The organism is Maledivibacter sp. (assembly GCA_025210375.1).
Lineage (GTDB): Bacteria > Bacillota > Clostridia > Peptostreptococcales > Caminicellaceae > JAOASB01.
This window is the reverse complement of the sequence record JAOASB010000019.1, coordinates 69065-88493: the sequence shown is the minus strand read 5'-3', so window position 1 is coordinate 88493 and position 19429 is coordinate 69065. Positions and strand designations below refer to the sequence as shown.

Below are 19429 nucleotides of genomic sequence, written 5' to 3'. Positions count from 1 at the left end.
AAATTAATGACTAGTTATTGGAAGAGGGATTGTCTCAAAGGACAATCCCTTTAATTCAGCCTGTTTTAAATATATTTAAATATTTTTATTTATCAAAAAAATTAGACATATAAAAAAAATTGTATTATCATATATTATAGAAATGTATTATATCTTAGCATGTAAAAATATCTTTTATATGAGAGGTGGAGTCTTATGCAATTGGAGCAAGTTAAAAAACAATTCCATGAAACACTTGAAAAAATTAAAGCCTACAATCATTCCATGTCACTTATATATTGGGATGGAGCTACGGGCGCACCAAAAAAAGGCGTGGATAATCGATCGAAAATACTAGGGATATTGGCTGGAGAAGTTTTCAAACTTACTACTTCCAATGATACAAAGGAATGTTTAATTGTTTTGGAAAAACATGCCCATGAGCTTGATGACGTAACTAATGCTATTGTGAAAGAAGTTCGTAAGGATTATGATAAACTCACAAAAATTCCCGCCGAGGAATATAGAGCATATGCAGAATTAAAAGGTAAGGCTAATGTAGTATGGGAAGAGGCTAAAAATAAATCGGACTTCTCAATATTCCAGCCTTATTTAGAAAAGCTTATCGGCTATTTAAGGAAATTTGTTGAGTATAGGGGATATAAAGATCATCCATATAATACTCTTTTAGATGATTATGAACCGGGAATGACTACTGAAAAATTAGATAAATTTTTTGGGGAATTGAAGGAGAATATTGTTCCGTTAGTAAAGAAAATACAAAATAGTGATAAAAAAATTAAAGCAGACTTTTTAACAAATTCATATTCTCCAAAGAAACAAGAAGAGTTTTCACAATACCTTCTTAGCAAAATAAATTTTGATAAAGATGCAGGAATTATGAAGGAAAGTGAACATCCATTTACTATAAATTTCACTAAAAATGATGTAAGGATTACAACTCATTATTTTGAGGACAACTTTACATCGGCTATATTTAGTACTGTCCATGAAGGTGGGCATGCCCTTTATGAACAAAACATAGGGGAAAATATAGCTGAAACAATTTTAGGGACTGGAACTTCCATGGGAATCCATGAGTCCCAATCTAGGATGTATGAAAATGTTTTTGGACGGAATATAAATTTTTGGAAATATTTTTATCCTAAGTTAGTGGAAATATTCCCAAATCAGCTTTCAAATGTATCATTAAATGAATTTTATGAAGCTATAAATAAAATAGAAAATTCTTTAATCAGAATAGAAGCAGATGAACTCACTTATTCATTACATATTATGGTTCGTTATGAAATAGAAAAAATGCTTATTGAAGGCAATATAGAGGTAAAAGACCTGCCTAAAATATGGAATGAAAAAATGGAAGAATATTTGGGTATCACACCTGCAAATGATGAAATGGGAGTCCTTCAAGATGTTCATTGGTCAGATGGTCTTTTTGGGTATTTTCCTTCATATGCATTAGGTAATGCATATGCTTCACAATTTGAATATACTATGAGAAAAACCTTAGATATAGATAGACTTCTTGTTAATGGTGAATTTAACAAGATACAAGAATGGTTAAGAGAAAACATACATAAGTATGGTTGTTTGAAAAAGCCTAATGAGATTGTTAAGGATGTTACTGGGGAAGAGCTTAATCCAAAATATTTTATTCAATATTTAGAAGATAAATATAATAGATTATATAATTTATAGTATATTTTGTAGTATAATTTATTAAAGGAGTTTGATTCTATTTAGAATTAAGCTCCTTTAAATTATATATGAAGAGAGTAATTGAAAGTATACAGGAATTAACTACTATATAGAATATACTTACAAATCCTTAAACCATAAATAATTTAAATAGGAGAATTGAGGGATAAGATGGATGATATAAAAATATTAGTTGTAGATGATGAAGCAGAAATTTTAAATTTATTGATTAAATATCTTGAGAGAGAAGGATATAATGTTGATGCCGCTTCTGATGGACAAGAAGGGTTAATGCTTTTTAGAAAAAATAAGTATCACTTGATCATTTTAGATGTTATGATGCCTAAAATTGACGGTATAGAGCTTTGCAAAAGACTTAGAAATGAAACTAATGTACCAATAGTTATGCTGACGGCTAAGGATGATGAGATTGATAAAGTTCTAGGGCTGAGGATTGGGGCAGATGATTATATAACAAAACCATTCAGTATGACGGAATTCGTTGCAAGGATAAATGCCCATTTAAGAAGATATTTAGTATTAAGTGCGGGGGTCAATTCCCATAATAAATCTACCTTGGTTTTCGGTGATTTGAAGATCAACCTAAAAAGCTATGCAGTATATCGAGGAAAAAAGGAGATTCAGCTTACAGCAAAGGAATTTGAGTTATTAAAATTTTTTGCCAATAATCCTAATCAGGTATTTACAAAGGCTCAGATATTCAAAAATGTTTGGGATGATACATTTATAGAAGATGATAATACGGTAATGGTATATATAAGAAGACTAAGAAAAAAGATCGAAGAAAATCCAGAAAAACCAAGTTTTGTTCAAACCGTATGGGGAATTGGTTATAAATTTATAGGAGAATGATGCCATGAAAGGAATAGACAGAGTTTGTATTATTATAAATTGGATGGTATTGTTGCTTTCATGTGTTATATTTGGTTTACTTTATTTTTCTAATATTGTAAACCTATATATAACCCTACTAAACGGTTTGTTAATACTTGTATCCTTGGTCAAGCTTTGTATAAATTATAAAGGAATCAGCAAGATTAACAGGATTAACCAGCAATTAGACAGAGTTATTTCTGGAAATCTTAATACAAGGATACTAGTTAGACAGGATGGACTTATTTCCCAGATTGCATGTAGATTTAATAGAGTGATAGAAATACTACAGACTACAAGGGAAAATCAAATTATTGTTGAAGAATCCAGAAGAAAATTAATGTCTAATATATCCCATGATATTAGGACGCCTTTAACCTCCATAATAGGATATGTGGAAGCATTGAAGGATGGGGTCGCTACTAGCGAAGAGGAAAGGCTAGAGTATCTAGATATAATTTCTGCTAAATCAAGAAATTTAAAACAATTAATAGATGAAATTTTTTATATGGCGAAATTAGACTCCGATGATATAGAAATGAATTTTGAGGTACAGGATGTTTCCGAAATAATAAGGGAATGCATAATAGAGTTTCTACCAGAAATCAATAAAAAAGAAATTGAATTAAGGGTTAACGTGCCAGAAAGTAAGACATTGGTATATGGGGACAAGCTCAGTATCACAAGAATTTTTAATAATATAATAAAAAATGCCATTCAGTATGGCGAAGAGGGTAGGGTTTTGGGAATAGACCTTGTAGCTACTAAAACAAATTATGAGATTAATATATGGGATAAAGGAGCAGGAATCGAAGAGGAACATTTGCCCTATATATTTGATCGTCTATATATAAAGGATAAGGCCCGTAAGAAGGCATTAGGAAGTAGTGGTCTTGGCCTTGCAATAGTGAGGAAACTAATAGAAAAGCATGAAGGAAAGATATGGGTAGAAAGTAAGCCCTATGAAAAAACTGCGTTTATTTTTACTATTCCTAAGTTATAAATAGTTTAGGGTAAATCTTAACTTATACACATCAAAAATCCCTAGAAACATCGGATATTTTGAAATGTATAAATTAAGTTTAACTTTTGGAAATCCATATGAAGAAATCATTTTTAGAAATATACGTATAAAAATGAAGGAGATCTTAAATGAGGTTTTGTTTAAATAAAAAAAATATACTTATTTTATTATTTATACTTTTAGGAGCAGTATTGACCTTTTCGTCATCATCCCTTTTACAAAAAGAATATCCATTAGGTGAAAAGGGAGTTCTAGATTTGACCAATTGGGATTTAAAAAGGGATGGAACCGTAAGGCTTGATGGAGAGTGGGAGTTTTACTGGAATCAGCTATTAACCTATGATGATTTTTATGGAAATAATAGGATATACAAACCCAGTGGATATTTTAAAGTTCCAAAAGTATGGAATAGGTACGAAATTAATGGGGAAAAACTTCCAGCACTAGGATATGGAACATATAGGTTAAAGGTAAAAGTAGATGATGCAGAGGATTTAAAGGGATTGAAGATATTGACTATGTCTACATCCTACAAACTAATGATTGATGATAAGATTGTTGCTCAAAGTGGTATTGTAGGCGAGGAGAGGGAATCTTCTAAATCCGAATATAATCCTCAAATTGCCTTGTTCAATACTAATTCAAAGGATTTTGATATAATTATCCAGGTGTCAAATTATACTTATTCTAAAGGAGGAATTTGGCATTCAATTGTTTTTGGAACCAGTGAACAAATAATAAATATGAGGGAAGCTTCGGCTAGAAGAGAGATGTTTCTTTTTGGAATAATGCTGATTATATTATTCTATCATATAGCAATTTACTGGCTCCATAGAAAAAATAAATCGGTTTTATATTTTATTCTAATACTCTTTATATTTACTATAAGAATACTTTTTACTGGAGAATATTTCATAACGAAAATTATTCCGGGAATGGATTTTAATTACATAGTTTTCATTGAATATATGACAAATTATTGGGGACCTACAATATGGATGATGTTTGTTTGTAGTATTTTTCCAAAGGAGTTTTCAAAAAAAGTCCTATGGGCTTCGGTTTTCATCTCCCTGGTTTTTACAATTATTACGGTATTTACAAATATTAAGGTTTATACAAGTCTTTTGATTTATCTTGAAATTTTAGCAGCTGTTATGTTTATCTATACACTATACTGTACTTTTATTGCAGCACTTAAGAGAAAAGAAGAAGGAGTTTTATTATTTATAGGGATGATTATTATTTTAGCTGCATTTATTAATGATGTTTTATATTTTAGAAATATTATTAAAAGCTATCCTGGGGGAGTATTCGGATTTTCAATGGCTTTAATTACATTTATTCATGCTTATATTCTGGCAGAAAGATTTTCAGATGCCTTTAATGAGGTTGAAAAATTATCTGATGAAATGATTTCATTGAATAATCTTAAGGATGAATTTCTTGAAAATACATCCCATGAGTTAAGAACACCCCTTCATGGAATTATTAATATTACTGAATCCATATTACAATGTGAAGAGGGTCATTTATCCTCGAAGCAAAGGGAGAATCTATCTTTAATTACACTAAGTGGTAAAAGGCTCGCCAATCTAGTAAATGATATATTGGATTATTCAAAATTAAAATATGATGACATAAAACTCAATAAAAAAAGTGTTGATATACAAAAGACTGTTCAAATGGTTTTAGATGTGTACAGGTATATTGCTGTAAACAAGTCCATTAAATTTAACAATAACATTCCAGAAAATATACCTTTGATTTTTGCTGATGAACAAAGAGTAACCCAGATAGTCTATAATTTTATAGAGAATGCCATAAAGTTTATACCCCAAGGGGAGATAACTATCTCGGCAATTGAAAATAATAATATGCTAGAGATATATGTTGAAGATACGGGGATTGGTATACCTGAGGATAAATTAGAGGATATTTTTAAATCCTTTGAACAAGTCCAAAATTCACTAATGAGGGGATATAGTGAAACGGGATTAGGACTGAGTATCACCAAATATCTTGTAGAAATGCATGGGGGAAAAATATGGGTTGAATCAAAGCCGGGAAAAGGTTCAAAATTTATATTTAGTATGCCAATAAGCAATGGGATAAGCGTGGATATTGATAAAGATATTAAAGGCGAGGGGATATCCATGAATAACAATATGTATTCTCAATATACTAATACCCAAGGAATATTACATCAAGAAGGAGAATTTACCATTTTGATTGTGGATGATGACTATATAAATTTACAATCTCTTGTTAATATATTGTCTACGGAGAAGTATTCTATAATTCCCGTTGCAGATGGAATTGAAGCCTTGGATTTGATTTCAGAGAACAGAACAATAGACCTAGTGATCCTTGACGTTATGATGCCTAAAATATCAGGCTTTGAAGTGTGTAAGAAGATCAGGGAAGAAAATTCACTTTATGATCTTCCAGTGATTATGTTAACGTCTCAAAGTAATCCCAAAGCTATTTTAGCAGGACTTGAAGTTGGAGCAAATGATTTTTTGCTTAAGCCCTTTGCTATTAGTGAATTAAAGGCCCGTGTAAAGACTCTTTTACAGTTGAAGAAATCTGTACAACATGCCTTAAATTCTGAAATGGCTTTTTTACAAGCCCAAATAAAACCTCATTTTTTATATAATGCATTAAACACCATCATATCATTTTGCTGGACTGATGGTGAAAAAGCAGGAGAACTCCTTTTGGAATTAAGTAATTATTTGCGGAGTAGTTTTGAATTCAATAATATGGACAAGTTTATTTATATAGAAAAAGAAATTGAGTTTATAGAATCCTATTTAGCTATTGAAAAAGCCCGGTTTGAAGAAAAATTGAATTGTCATTTTGATTTTGAAGAACAGGATCTTAATTTTATGATTCCTACTCTTTTATTGCAACCCATAGTGGAAAATGCCATAAAGCATGGAGTGCTGCAGAATGAAAATGGCGGGGATATAAATATTACTATAAGACATAAAGAAGAATTTATTATATTAAAGGTGATGGATAATGGGGTGGGAATTCCTAAGGAAAAATTATTAAGTATAAGCCGTGACGAAGGAGAAAATACAAGGGTTGGTATTAAAAATATAAATAAGAGGATGAAACGTATTTATGGATATGGAATAGATATTGAAAGCGAGGTTGGAAAGGGAACAGTAGTAACTATAAAGATTCCAAAGCAAAGAGGTGAGAGTTTTGCTTAAAACTATACTAGTTGACGATGAGAGACCCGCATTAAGGGTTTTAAAGCGAATACTTGAGCAATACGATTATATTGATATTGTAGGAGAATATACAGATGTATTTGAGGCAATTGAAAGAATCAGAAATGACTGGATTGATACGATTTTCCTAGATGTAGATATGCCTAAAATGAAGGGTGTGGATGCTGCAAACAAGATATTAAAAATAAATAATATGATAGATATTATATTTGTTACCGCTTATAATAATTATGCCGTTGATGCCTTTGAATTTGGTGCAACAGATTATATTATGAAACCAATATCTAAAAAAAGGCTGGACAAGACAATGCAGAGAATTTTAGAAAAGCATACTGTTAAAAGGACTATTGACAAGTTATCTGTAGAAGCAAAGACAGATTATTTAACTGGTTTGTATAATAGAAGATTTATGCTGGAAAAAATAGACGGAATTATAAAATACAAAAATAAAAACCAATGCTTTTCTTTAATAATCTCAGATATTGATTATTTTAAAAGGGTTAACGACATTTATGGACACAATTGTGGGGACTTTGTTATTAAATCAGTGTCAAAATTAATGCTTGAAATAATTAGAAAAGAAGATATATTGGTAAGATGGGGAGGAGAAGAGTTTGTAATTATACTTCCTAATACAAATTTAAAAGAAACAAAAATAGTAGCTGAAAAGATAAGAAAAGAAATTGAAAATTATAAAATCCATTATGATTCTTTTGATTTTTCTATAACAATGACCTTTGGTATTGCATCATATGATCAGGAAAAAGCGATAGAGGAGATTATAGATAACGCTGATAAAGCTTTGAATGAAGGAAAAGCAAAGGGTAAAAATTGCGTTGTAGTTGCAAATACCTAGTTATTGTAGCAAAGGGGTGGATATATGCTTAAGACTATACTTGTAGACGATGAAAGACCTGCATTAAAGGCTTTAGAATACCAGCTCAAGCAGTATAAAGAAATTGAAATAGTAGGAGGCTATATTGATATAACTTTGGCCTTTGAGAAGATGAGAAAAGAAAGTATAGATTTAGTATTTTTAGATATTGAAATGCCAAAAATGAAGGGAATTGAGGCAGCAAAGAAAGCACTGGCGATAAATAGTGATATGCAGATTGTATTCATCACTGCCTATGATGGGTACGCTGTCGATGCCTTTGAAGTAGATGCAGTTGACTATATAATGAAGCCAGTACTTAAAAGAAGGCTCGATAGAACTATTGAGAGAATAAAGAAAAGGCATTCATCACCTTTGAAAGTAAATGACAGACAACAAGTAAATAAAATTTTATGTCTTGGAAATTTTGAATGGATTAATAATTCTCAGCTTGTAAAATGGCGTACTTCAAAGACAAAGGAACTCATCGCATATCTTGTACACCATGAAGGTGAGCTTATACATAGAGATAAGATTATCGAGGACCTATGGCCGGATAAAGAGATAGAAAAGGCTACTAAACTGCTTCATACAAGTGTTTATAATATAAGAAGATCTTTAAAATCAATAGGGATAAAAGAAGGAATTTTATATTCACACGAAATGTATAGATTAAATGTTCCAGATATCTATTGTGATATTTATGAGTTTCGTAAAATTGCAAATAAGAAAATAGAAGTGGGAGTAAAAAACATAAAAGAATATAAAGCAATAGTAGAATCATATCGTGGAGATTATTTTGAATCAAGCGACTATTTATGGGCAAAGGATGACAAGACGCAGATAAGCCAACTATATATTGATATATTAAAGGAAATTTCTAAATACTATACTGTCCAAAGACAATATAATCAAGCAATTATATATTTAAGAAAGATACTTGATAAAAATTATTATATAGAAGAAGTTCATAAATGCCTTCTTGATATTTATAAAAATACAGGGGATAATATTCTGTTTCATGACCATTATAGGGAGATGAAAAAAATTTTTAATGATGAGTTGGGGGTAGAACTAAGTCTTATATAAAGTAGGATACAACTTAGATGCTGATATAAATAGCATCTTTTTTTTGTTGAAAAAGACCCTATTTGTCGGAAATTGTTTAGAAATTGTTGAGAAATTGTTGAGAATAAAGTAGTATAATATATTAAAATATATTATTATGTCAATAGGTAGTAGGGATTATAATTGTAAAAGAGGAGGTATATAATGAAGTGTTTCAATAAAAAAAGCACTTATGCTATAAGTTTATTAGCAATTTTCATTTTACTAATTCAAATTTTTTCACCTTTTCTTGAGATGAAAGTTTTTGCTGATGAAAATTTAGTTAGGGATGAAGGAAGTGAAGTAGTTAATAAACCAGCTGGAGAAGGTACTCCTTTAGAAGGAAGTAAGACTATTGAAGATAGTCAACCTAGTGGAGAAAGTATTTCCCTAGAAGAAGGTAAGACTATTGAGGATAGTGAGCCTGGTAGAGAAAGTACTCCTTTAGAAGGAAGTAAGACTATTGAGGATAGTGAGCCTAGTGGAGAAAGTATTCCCACAGAAGGAAGTAAATCTACTGAAGAAGGTGAAACAGATGAAAGTAATTTTACTTCCGAGGATAAGAAAGATATTGATGGTGAAACAACTCCTTCCATATTTCCCAAAGCAGCTATATTTACTAAAAGCTCTGAAGAGAGTAGGGATAGCAAAGGACCCGGGGTTTCTTTATCCGTAGTAGGCGATAAAACTACAATTTCACCGGGAGAGGATATTACTGTTAGACTAGATTATTCTGTTTCTAGTACAAAGAACACTTTTTATAATGTGGAGCTTTCATATACTCTACCTCGAGGTGCGGAATACCAATCAGTGACTAGATCAGGTCATGTTACAAATCCCGTTGGTGATGATAATATTTATAATCCTGCTACGAGAACGGCCACCTTTACTTTAGGGGATAAGGCTGGAGGTAATCCAACTAAATTTCCATCGGGGAAAAGTGGATATGTGTATATTACTTTTAAATATCCTAGTCCAAGTATACATCCCGATGGTAAGACTATTGATTTAAATAAAGCCGTAATTAAGGGAAATTTTAATAGTTTAGAGGGCGAACTTAGGACAACCTATAGTGACATTTGGAGTTTAACTTATAACCTTGCGGACAGCTGGGTCATCACTAAGGATGGACCAGCTAAGGCCACGATTTCTAAGAGTCCGAAACAAACTGAGCTATTTGTAGATTATACTATTAGCTTAAAGAAGGGAAATATTGATTTAAAGGATGTAGAAGTAGTAGATACATTACCTAAGAATGCAAGCTTTGTATCATCAAATCCTAAATCCTTTGGACAGCTTATTAATGAAGATGGTATTACGAAGGTAACTTGGAAGCTAAAGGATGTCCCTGCCCAACAAACTACATCTATAACCCTTAGATTAAAGTTTCCTATTATTAGAAATGCTGGTGATGTGGGGGTTACAGATGGGGACTCCCGAACAAATTCAGTTACCGTAACGGGCTATCCCATTGATATGAATAGTAGTGGTGAAATAGTTAAATCGTCTAGGCCTATAAACTTTAAAAAATCATCGGATAATGTAACTACTAGTTTTGTTAAATCAACAGCTTCATGGGGCGTTGATATAAATGGACCTACCGAGGTTATGCTTACGGAGGATCCTAGAGTAACAAAGGTTGAAGCGGCCTATAATTTATCTTTTTTAGATGGGGATATCAATTTAAAAGACGTCAATTTAGTATATGAGTTACCAGCTGATGCAAGCTATGTAAGTTCAGATGGGGGAATATATGATAGAGATTCTCGCACGGTAATATGGCATTTTAATGATGTTATTGCAGGAAATTCTCCTACTACAAGGGTCGTTGTGGAATATAATATTGATAGAAGTCAAGATCATAGTGCAGGTGGAGTTTATCATAATCAGATTCGTAGAAATACAGTTACAGCAACCGGGTATCCTATAAAAATAGAAGATGGACAAGAGGTTGCCGATACAACACCAATAATCTTTGATCCAGCCAGCAATTATGTAGATACTAAATTTATTAAATCTAATGAGAAGTGGTATATAGATAAAACTGGGCCAGCTACATTTACTATACCCAATGATACTTCAACTCTTACTAGTGAAATAACATATAAAATTCATATAAAGACCACTGGTAAAGGGAACTATAATATACCTTTAAAAGAGATAAAGTTGGTAGATACATTACCTCAATTTGCAGAATACGTATCTGGTTCTGCAAATATTGACCCAAAAACAATAGATGGAGATAAAATTACTTGGGTGCTTAATGATATATCGCCAAAGAGTACATCTGTCATAGAGTATAGTGTGAAATACCCTATCGATAGAAACGGACAAGAAGGTGGGGTAACAGGAATAAAGGTGGGAGATAAGCTTACAAACAATGTTTTAGTAGATGAGGCTTATCCTATAGATGAAAACGGAGATAAAGCTTCCGAAGAAATTACTTTTAGTCCCAATAATGATACTGTAGAAAGTACATTTATAAGTCCTAATGTTCCTCAACCAAAGCTTAGGTTAAATATACGGGATTATAATAAAAAGAAAAGGAATAAAAACTTTGATATTGATGATGATGTAATATATTTAATCAACTTTGATAATATGACACATAATGGGCATACCCTATATAATGTAGTTGTGACCGATGAAACCTTATCCCATAAGATAGATTTTTCTGAGATTAATTTGGGTAAGTCTTCTTCATCCCTAGATTTTACATTCGAGTATAAGACGAATGAAAGGGATTGGAAAGCATATGGTTCTGGATACAATACTTCTAGTGACAATGTTATTTCTATAAATGATTTAAAATCAGATGATTCATGGTCAGCCAGTGAACGTATCACAGGTGTTAGAATAGGATATGCTACCATTCCACCGGGATTTGGATTCTTAGATCAAAAGCAAATTGAACTTGTAGGAAAAGTAAACGCCTCTTCAGATGATAATTCAGATATTGAAAACGAAGCGAAGCTAGAATATAGGCATAAGGATTTTGATGGGGAGTCAGACATAATAAAATTATCAGATAACGTACAGTTTAAAGTTCTTCATGATACAGCTTGGATTTCTGTATTGAATAAGCAAAAGCTTGGAACTAACGAAAATTATAAACATTATGCGTCTGAAAAAGTATCGTTCAAAGTGGTAGCTACGAATCATGGTAGATTAGCAACCGCTAGTTTAAATAATCCTATAATTGTTGATGTGATACCCGAAGGTCTTGAGTATATAAGTAATAGCGATGGGCAGGATGTTTGGGAGAAAAATTGGAATAGTCTTAACCCTGGGGTTCCAAAACCAAATTTTGAGAAATTCTATAACTATCCTAATATGGGAGAAACTACTTTGAAATGGTATTGGAATACTGGTAATAGTTATAACCTAGAACCAGAACATAGCATTAATATAAAGTATGATTTGAAAATTAAAAGCTATGCTCATGTAGGTGAGCATTTCAATAAACTTTATATGATGAGTATGGGTAAATACAAGGCTAATTCAAATATTGGGGTTGAAGGGGATAGCACAGATTTAGACAAAGATAGCAATACTCTTAATCGTTTAGTTGGAGATGATGCAAAAATAATCGTAAGAGAAACTCCCTCCATTGATTCTTATAAATGGGTCAAGGGTGAGTTAGATGATTTTGGTGACCATGATGGCAACGAAGAAAATAACTATAACAGATATCCAGATCAAGGAAGGACTGTTCCTGGGGGTTCAGCAGATTATAAGTTAGAGGTCTTTAATGCAGGTAATGTATATGTTAACGATATTGAAATTATAGATATTCTTCCCCATAGAGGAGATACCGCTGTTTTAAATCCAAATGATCCAAGAGAATCACAGTGGAGGCCATATTTAATAGAAGCTCTTACTAAAGGGGAATTACAAATTGTCAAAGATATTTATGGTAATATGTCTTCCGCCAATTTGAAAGTTGAATACAGTACTGCTTCAGACCCTATTCGTAATAATGGGAAAATAGGTACCCAAGCTCCTAACTGGTCTGTTACACCACCAGATGATATTACAAGTGTAAGATCTTTGAGATTTGTAATAGATGGCTTTAATGATTCAAGAGGGCTAAAACCAGGTAGTACGATTGTACTAAAGTGGAAAATGAGGGCTCCAGTAGCTGCACCTACGGATAGGGAAGTTGCTTGGAACTCCATTAGTATGATAGCCACTGATGAGAATGGAACTTTAGATCCAAATGAACCATTGATGGTAGGCATAGGTGTAGAAACAAATCCATATGGAGAAATAGGTAATTTTGTATGGTTTGATAAAAATACTGATGGTTTACAAAATGATGGATATGATGATCAATCGGCAGGGATCAATGGTGTTAAAGTAAATTTACATAGATATGATGCTGGAACTGAAAGCTGGCCTAAAGTGGATTGGACTTTGACAGGATATGATGATGATGGAAACCCTGGATATTATCTATTTCCGGCTTTGGAACCAGGTAGATACTATGTAACCTTCGAGATACCAGATTATTACACAATAACAAATAATGATGCTGGAAATGATGCTGAGGATTCAGATGGAATTTTAAAAGGTGGGGTAATACGTACACAAGAAATTAAAATAATTATAGATGATAATGATGATGATACCCGTGTGATTCATAATGTAGATCTAGGTTTAAAAAATTTAAGGCCGGATTTAGTGCCTAGCATAATTATAGATAAGAAGGCTATAGGATATAAAAAAACCAACGGAGATATAGTTTCCTTTGCTGGCACAGAAACTCTATTCGATGAAAAAAATAATTGTATAAAAAAACCTGTGAATAAAAATGAAACCATACTATATAAAATAGGGATTAAGAATAATGGTTCTGTTCCTCTTCACAATATCAAGCTTGAGGATGTTATGAAAAATAATGGGTTTAAGTTTACGAAAGCCCTATTTACAGATGGGAATTCAAATAATATTGTATTTAGTTCAATAAGTAAAGATTCAAATATAATATCTCAACAAGGTACTCATAATACCCTGACTATCAATGAGTTGAATGTAGGTGAAAAATACGAATTCAATGCAGAATATATAGTTTTAGAATCCGATGTGAATGGTGACCCTGTTAAAAATACGCTGAAAGTGTGGGCAAATGAGCTTAAGGATAAAACAAATCCTGAAAATCCTCCAAACAAGGAAATAGAAGAAACCGTGGATATAGGAGCGCTACGTTTAGAAAAGACGGTATCAGCAATCAAAAAGAATGGTACCGATAGCTTTGTAGCCGTTTCATCTCAACAAGATCTTGGAGTGGAAAAGGATGACACTATAAGGTATAAGATTATTGCCCATAATGATGGAAGTATAGCTTTAAAAGATGTGTCCATTACTGATGTGATGTTAAACTTAAATAATCATATCATTACTTCCATACCAGCCGGTGGACAAGTAATTGTTGAGGGAGTAAATGGTGAGAAAGGCTACAATACAGAGTATAGAGTAACTGGAGATGAAGGTGATCCCTTCACAAATACAGTGACTGCAAGGGAAACCAACAATATTCGATATAGTGTGTCGGATAAAAAGACTGTTTATTTTAAAGGACTTAAAGTTGAAAAATCAGTTACAAGGGTTAATAATAAGGAAGTACCTACAGAATATAATGAAAAATCAATAGATGGTAATTATATTGTTAGGATAGGAGATAAAATAGAATATACTATAACTCTTACAAATACCGACGAGGCTACCCTTAAGAATGTTACTGTTACAAAGGATATTCTTGAGAATTCAAATACGAGGCGAGACATGGTATCCTCAATAATTGATGATAATCCATCAATTAAAGATCTGAAGCAAGGAGAATCTAAAACCTATAGGCTTGTTTACACGGTATCTAATACTGATATTGGATCAGAGGAAAACACTAAACCTATTATGAATCAAGCTTGGGGAAAAAGTATATATACAAGTGAAAAACCTTCAGAGATTGTATATGTGGATATAGCTGACCTAGCAATAGATAAAAAAGCAAACAAAACGGCATGCTACGAAGGAGAAATAGTTGATTATACAATTATTTTAACAAACAAAGGCACTATACCACTTACTAATATTAAAGTAAAAGATGCTATGCTTAATGACATAAGGCAAGATGGAAAGATACTAGAGAGTGAGACTATCACCATATCTGAGGAAAAAGGTAGTGAAACAGCTATTGAAAAGCCTTCAGAGCTAAGGAAAGAGAAATGGTTTATTGTAGGGGGACTAGCTAAGGATGCTAGTGTCACACTAACTGGAAGCTATAGAGTAACAAAAGAAGATTTAGCTAAGGGTAAAATAGAAAACATAGCAACGGCAGTTAGTAGTGAAACAGAAGAAATAGCCGATACTTCAACTGTTACAGTAAGAAGGAAATCTTCAGGTGGAAGTGGTGGAAGTGGAGGAAGTGGAGGAAGTGGCGGTTCAAATAAGGATAAAGACAAAGATACAACAGAGAAACCAAAACCGGAGTCACAGCCTGAACCACAGCCAACTCCAGATCCTCAACCGGTGCCAGAGCCTGAACCACAACCGCAACCAGAGCCCGAGCCAGTTGAAATACCTGAAGAACCAGAGGAGACTGGAAAAATTGTAAAGGATACAGAGGATATACCTACATATATACCACCAAGGGATAAAGAGGTAGTAGAAATAGTTGAGCAGCCTGAACATGGAACAGTAAAAAAGGACGACAGTGGAAATCTAAAATATATTCCAAAGGATGGCTATAAAGGACCAGATAAATTCAAGGTTAAAATTAAGGATGAAGATGGTAATGAATTAATTATTGAAATTGAGATTCCCGATGAGGATATACCACAGGGTACCATTACTGTATTACCTCAAACAGGCGAAGGAAGACACTATCCCTATTACTTATTTGGATTAGCAGTTCTTTTGTTAGGAGTATTCATGAATTTCAAAGAATTTGTTAAAAGATTTAATCTATAGAATAAAAAGAGGGAGTCTCAAGGGACAATCTCTTGAGATATCCCCTTTTTATATATATTTCTGTAACAAGAAATAACCCCAATAAAAATAAGCTTTAGGTGTTTAAACCTAAAGCTTATTTTTTATTTGTATTGAGCTAATATTGGCTGTTTATAGTATACTCATTGGATTTTTTCTCAAAGGAATAGTCCATATTATTTTTAAATAAGGTATTGTCATATGTAGTGTCTACAGTAATCCATTTGTTACTATCCTCTAGGTATACTTGATTCCATGCATGATATGTAGATATGTCATTTTTATTACCCTTAACATATTTAGTAGGTACACCAACACTTCGAAGCATAACGGCGTAAAGACTAGCAAAGTCTGAACATATGCCTGATTTACTGTTGAAGATAGCTTCCGTATTAGGATTATAACTATTGTCAATGGAGTCTATTTTGTTGTAATCATATTTGAAATTTTTCACTATATATTCATAAATCCCAAAGGCTTTTTCCTTATTAGAAGTCATTCCTTTAGTTAATTCCTTGGCTTTTTTGATGGACACCATATTTTCATTCCAGTTCAACATTTGACTTTGATTTAGATAAACCTTTGTGGGATCATCTATTGTGACATTAATCTTTCTAGCAGATATGCTTTTGTATTTATTGTCAGCTGTATTTTCTAAAATAGCAACAATGTATTCTCCATTTCCAAAGGTTAAGGGATATTGACTAAAGGTCTTCAAGTCATAAAATGATTTTTGGGAATCTTTTTCAATCATTATTTTAATTTTTTTGTTTTCGGTGTTTTTGTAAGTAACCTTTAATACGCCCTTATTGGCATCTGATAAATCAAAATCATCATTGGCAGCATAGGCAAAGCTGCAGCTTAAAATAATAGTAATTAATACAAAAATTATTTTTTTAAACAAAATAATCTCTCCTTTCGGTAACTGGCTGTCATCATACACTGGTATGGAAGACCCTATAGTTTTGCGTCCCAAGCTTTCACCTGGTTTGCCATTATCGTTGAAAAGATTTTCAATCTATAGAAATCGCAATAAATCTTTTACATTTTGCTCCCTACAATATCCCTAAAACATTGGCTATTGTAAGAATCAAAATGTAGATTTATTAGTGCGTTCTATACAGATAATCTAATCATTAAATTTTATTTAATATAATTATACCACTTTTTCTATATTTAAAACAGCGCTACAAGTAGGTCTTTGGAACTAAAAAAGTTATTCAACCATTTCACCTTTTATGATTAATCTGGTAGGAGGGTTTTTTTCGTATAAAGGGTGACAGGTGACCAAAGTGATTTCCCTTTTATTTTTTATACTATTTAATACCCAAGTATCCTCTGCATTAACTATAATCTTTTCTTTGATTATGTATGAATAATGATTATTTTCCAAGTCAATGACTTCTAAATAATCCCCTATGATAAGCTCATCTAATCTATTAAAGTTTCTACCAAAGGCATGGCTTCTATGACCAGCTATAGCATAATTACCAGTCTCCCAGGGCTTACCTGTACCATCTATGCTTGAAATCGAAAAATCTAGATTCCTTTTAGTTGCTCCCCTTAGGATGGGTAGAGACAAGGATATTTTTTCTATCTTTAATATTCCTTCCATATGGGACTTAATAAATTCTTGACGTTTTTTTATAATGGCTTCCTTTTTTTTTCTTTCTATTTCCTGTGATTGTTTTTGTTCATTTTTTAATTTTATAATAAGTTTTTTCTCTGATAGTAGGCCATCAGAAGATACATTGTTTTCAGAATAGTGAGATTTATTCACTAGAATGTTAGAAGCTATTTCGTTATTTTCTGATGATACATCGTTATCTATTACCTGTAGGCTTTCTTCCCAAAGAGATATTAATTTATTTTGTTTATAGGATATATACCTATCCTTTATCTTGGGATAAAGGATAATAGAAACACCTAAAAAAATAAGTAGTATAGATATGAACTTTTTATTTATATATTTCATCTTTTACTCCTAAAAATTTTGTTATGGCATTATGCATGATAGATTTTTCCCCAGTAACTCCCAAGCTGATCCTTGACCCTATTGCATTATGTGGGCACGTACTTATACAATCTCCACATCTGATACATTCAGTAGCATTTGGATTTTCATAGGGCCTTACATCCATCTTACATTTAGTAAAGCATAGACCACAATTTGTACATTTATCTTTATCTAACTCATATCTATAAACACTTATAGAGTTGAAAAAACCATATATTGCTCCAAGTGGACATATGACTTTACAAAATGGTCTAAAGCTTATTATAGACATGATTATTGTCCCAATCAATAAGAAAATCTTCCAGAAAAATAGGCTGCCTATACTTGCTCTAAGAGAAGGATTCATCGATACCAATGGAATTCCACCCTCCAAAGTTCCAGCGGGACAAATATATTTACAAAAAGTGGGGTCTCCTAAACCTACATTATTTGTCCATACAATGGGAAGGAGTATTACAAATATAACTAAAATCACATATTTTAGATATCTAAATACCTTGGGAATCCTAAACTTGGGGGAAGGAATCCTATGAAGCAATTCCTGGATCAAACCAAAGGGACAAAGCCATCCACATATAAACCTTCCCATTAAAGTACCAAATAGCATTATTGTACCAATAACGTAAAAGGATACTTTATACTTAAAGCTTCCTAAAACGGCTTGTAATGAACCAATAGGACAAGATCCTAGTGCGCCGGGACATGAATAACAATTCAATCCTGGTACACATAGCTTTTTTAATTGGCCCCTATAGATTTTTCCTTGGGCAAACCCCTTTAGGTTGGCATTTGTTATAAATGCACTTAGGATTTGTATCAATTTTCTGTTGAATTTAGCCAATTCCAATACACTCCAAACATATATTTATTGCCTTTGTAAACATAACTGATATTTCCCCACGGGTTATTCCTATAATTATAAATATAATACTTAACATCAATAAACCAATTCTTAATTTAGACATGAAAATCATCCTACTTCATATTTTTTATAAGATTATCAATTATTTCTTTATACTTTTCATAACTTCTACTTCCAGACACAAGGGTTTTTAGAATATTGCCCTCTGAATCTACAAAAATAGTATATGGTACATAATCAAAATAACTAAGGACTTCTTTACTTAAAACGTCATCGGCTAGAATATTTGTATATTCTACCTTGGTTTGACTTACAATGCTTGCGGCCTCCTTAGTATCTTGTCCTAGCCTAATATCACTTACAATGCCTATTAAATTGAAGTTTTCACCTTTATATTCAGTATATATCTTTTGTAGATCCGGCATTTCTTCTATGCATGGACCACAGAATGTACCCCATACATTTATCATTGTTATTTTATGATTTTTGAATATATCATTTGATATTTCGTTACCTTTAATATCATAAGTATTAAATGAAGATATGACATTGCCTGCAATTGGGTTTTTGTCTAAGTTTTCTTCATTACTTACTGCATTATTACCTCCATTAGAACATCCAGCAGCAAATAACATAAGCATACACAAAATAAAAATAAAGCTTCTTTTCATTTTAAAACATCCTTTCTTAATTAATTCATTTATTATATTTTACCAAATAAAAC

General features: G+C 32.2%; 12 protein-coding genes and 1 riboswitch. Of the genes, 7 read left to right on the top strand and 5 right to left on the bottom strand.

Features of this window, described 5'->3' with window-relative positions; translation table 11 throughout:
• The first annotated feature begins 195 nt into the window (after positions 1–195).
• The 7 genes from N4A68_06390 (at position 196) to N4A68_06360 (ending at position 15808) form a co-directional block, all read left to right on the top strand.
• Positions 196–1698 carry a carboxypeptidase M32 gene (locus N4A68_06390; protein ID MCT4563935.1) on the top strand — a complete coding sequence of 501 codons (1503 nt, stop codon included), beginning with the start codon at positions 196–198 and terminating at the stop codon, positions 1696–1698.
• Positions 1699–1869: 171 nt separating this feature from the next.
• Positions 1870–2571, top strand: coding sequence for a response regulator transcription factor (locus tag N4A68_06385; protein ID MCT4563934.1), 702 nt, complete (start codon positions 1870–1872; stop codon positions 2569–2571).
• A gap of 4 nt (positions 2572–2575) precedes the next feature.
• A complete protein-coding gene (locus N4A68_06380) occupies positions 2576–3595 on the top strand; it encodes a HAMP domain-containing histidine kinase (protein ID MCT4563933.1) in 1020 nt (339 codons plus the stop codon).
• A gap of 149 nt (positions 3596–3744) precedes the next feature.
• Positions 3745–6837: an ATP-binding protein gene (locus N4A68_06375; GenBank protein ID MCT4563932.1), complete on the top strand. Its 3093-nt coding sequence runs from the start codon at positions 3745–3747 to the stop codon at positions 6835–6837.
• The gene (locus tag N4A68_06370) at positions 6830–7714 is read left to right on the top strand and encodes a diguanylate cyclase (protein ID MCT4563931.1); all 885 of its coding nucleotides are present in this window, start codon (positions 6830–6832) and stop codon (positions 7712–7714) included. Before N4A68_06375 ends, N4A68_06370 begins: the two co-directional genes overlap by 8 nt.
• Positions 7715–7738: 24 nt before the next feature.
• Positions 7739–8821 (top strand): response regulator, encoded by a 1083-nt coding sequence (locus N4A68_06365; protein ID MCT4563930.1) that lies wholly within the window; start codon positions 7739–7741, stop codon positions 8819–8821.
• Between the two features lie 183 nt (positions 8822–9004).
• Positions 9005–15808: an Ig-like domain-containing protein gene (locus tag N4A68_06360; GenBank protein ID MCT4563929.1), complete on the top strand. Its 6804-nt coding sequence runs from the start codon at positions 9005–9007 to the stop codon at positions 15806–15808.
• 136 nt (positions 15809–15944) lie between these two features.
• Here the strand turns inward: N4A68_06360 and N4A68_06355 are convergent, their stop codons facing one another.
• The 5 genes from N4A68_06355 to N4A68_06335 form a co-directional block, all read right to left on the bottom strand.
• Positions 15945–16730, bottom strand: a complete 786-nt coding sequence (locus tag N4A68_06355) for a transglutaminase-like domain-containing protein (GenBank protein ID MCT4563928.1) — start codon at positions 16728–16730, stop codon at positions 15945–15947.
• A 13-nt stretch (positions 16731–16743) separates the two neighbouring features.
• Positions 16744–16830: riboswitch (cyclic di-GMP riboswitch) on the bottom strand.
• Positions 16831–17042: 212 nt separating this feature from the next.
• Complete coding sequence (locus N4A68_06350; protein ID MCT4563927.1) at positions 17043–17801, bottom strand: class D sortase; 759 nt, start codon at positions 17799–17801, stop codon at positions 17043–17045.
• Positions 17785–18684 (bottom strand): 4Fe-4S binding protein, encoded by a 900-nt coding sequence (locus N4A68_06345; protein ID MCT4563926.1) that lies wholly within the window; start codon positions 18682–18684, stop codon positions 17785–17787. Before N4A68_06345 ends, N4A68_06350 begins: the two co-directional genes overlap by 17 nt.
• The gene (locus N4A68_06340; protein ID MCT4563925.1) at positions 18677–18808 is read right to left on the bottom strand and encodes a CD1871A family CXXC motif-containing protein; all 132 of its coding nucleotides are present in this window, start codon (positions 18806–18808) and stop codon (positions 18677–18679) included. Before N4A68_06340 ends, N4A68_06345 begins: the two co-directional genes overlap by 8 nt.
• A gap of 10 nt (positions 18809–18818) precedes the next feature.
• A complete protein-coding gene (locus N4A68_06335; protein MCT4563924.1) occupies positions 18819–19376 on the bottom strand; it encodes a TlpA family protein disulfide reductase in 558 nt (185 codons plus the stop codon).
• Positions 19377–19429: the final 53 nt, after the last annotated feature.

Coding starts and splice junctions, on each gene's coding strand:
- N4A68_06360 (MCT4563929.1), top strand. CDS start 9,005: ATGAAGTGTTTCAATAAAAAAAGCACTTATGCTATAAGTTTATTAGCA.
- N4A68_06380 (MCT4563933.1), top strand. CDS start 2,576: ATGAAAGGAATAGACAGAGTTTGTATTATTATAAATTGGATGGTATTG.
- N4A68_06335 (MCT4563924.1), bottom strand. CDS start 19,376: ATGAAAAGAAGCTTTATTTTTATTTTGTGTATGCTTATGTTATTTGCT.
- N4A68_06340 (MCT4563925.1), bottom strand. CDS start 18,808: ATGTCTAAATTAAGAATTGGTTTATTGATGTTAAGTATTATATTTATA.
- N4A68_06385 (MCT4563934.1), top strand. CDS start 1,870: ATGGATGATATAAAAATATTAGTTGTAGATGATGAAGCAGAAATTTTA.
- N4A68_06365 (MCT4563930.1), top strand. CDS start 7,739: ATGCTTAAGACTATACTTGTAGACGATGAAAGACCTGCATTAAAGGCT.
- N4A68_06390 (MCT4563935.1), top strand. CDS start 196: ATGCAATTGGAGCAAGTTAAAAAACAATTCCATGAAACACTTGAAAAA.
- N4A68_06350 (MCT4563927.1), bottom strand. CDS start 17,801: ATGAAATATATAAATAAAAAGTTCATATCTATACTACTTATTTTTTTA.
- N4A68_06375 (MCT4563932.1), top strand. CDS start 3,745: ATGAGGTTTTGTTTAAATAAAAAAAATATACTTATTTTATTATTTATA.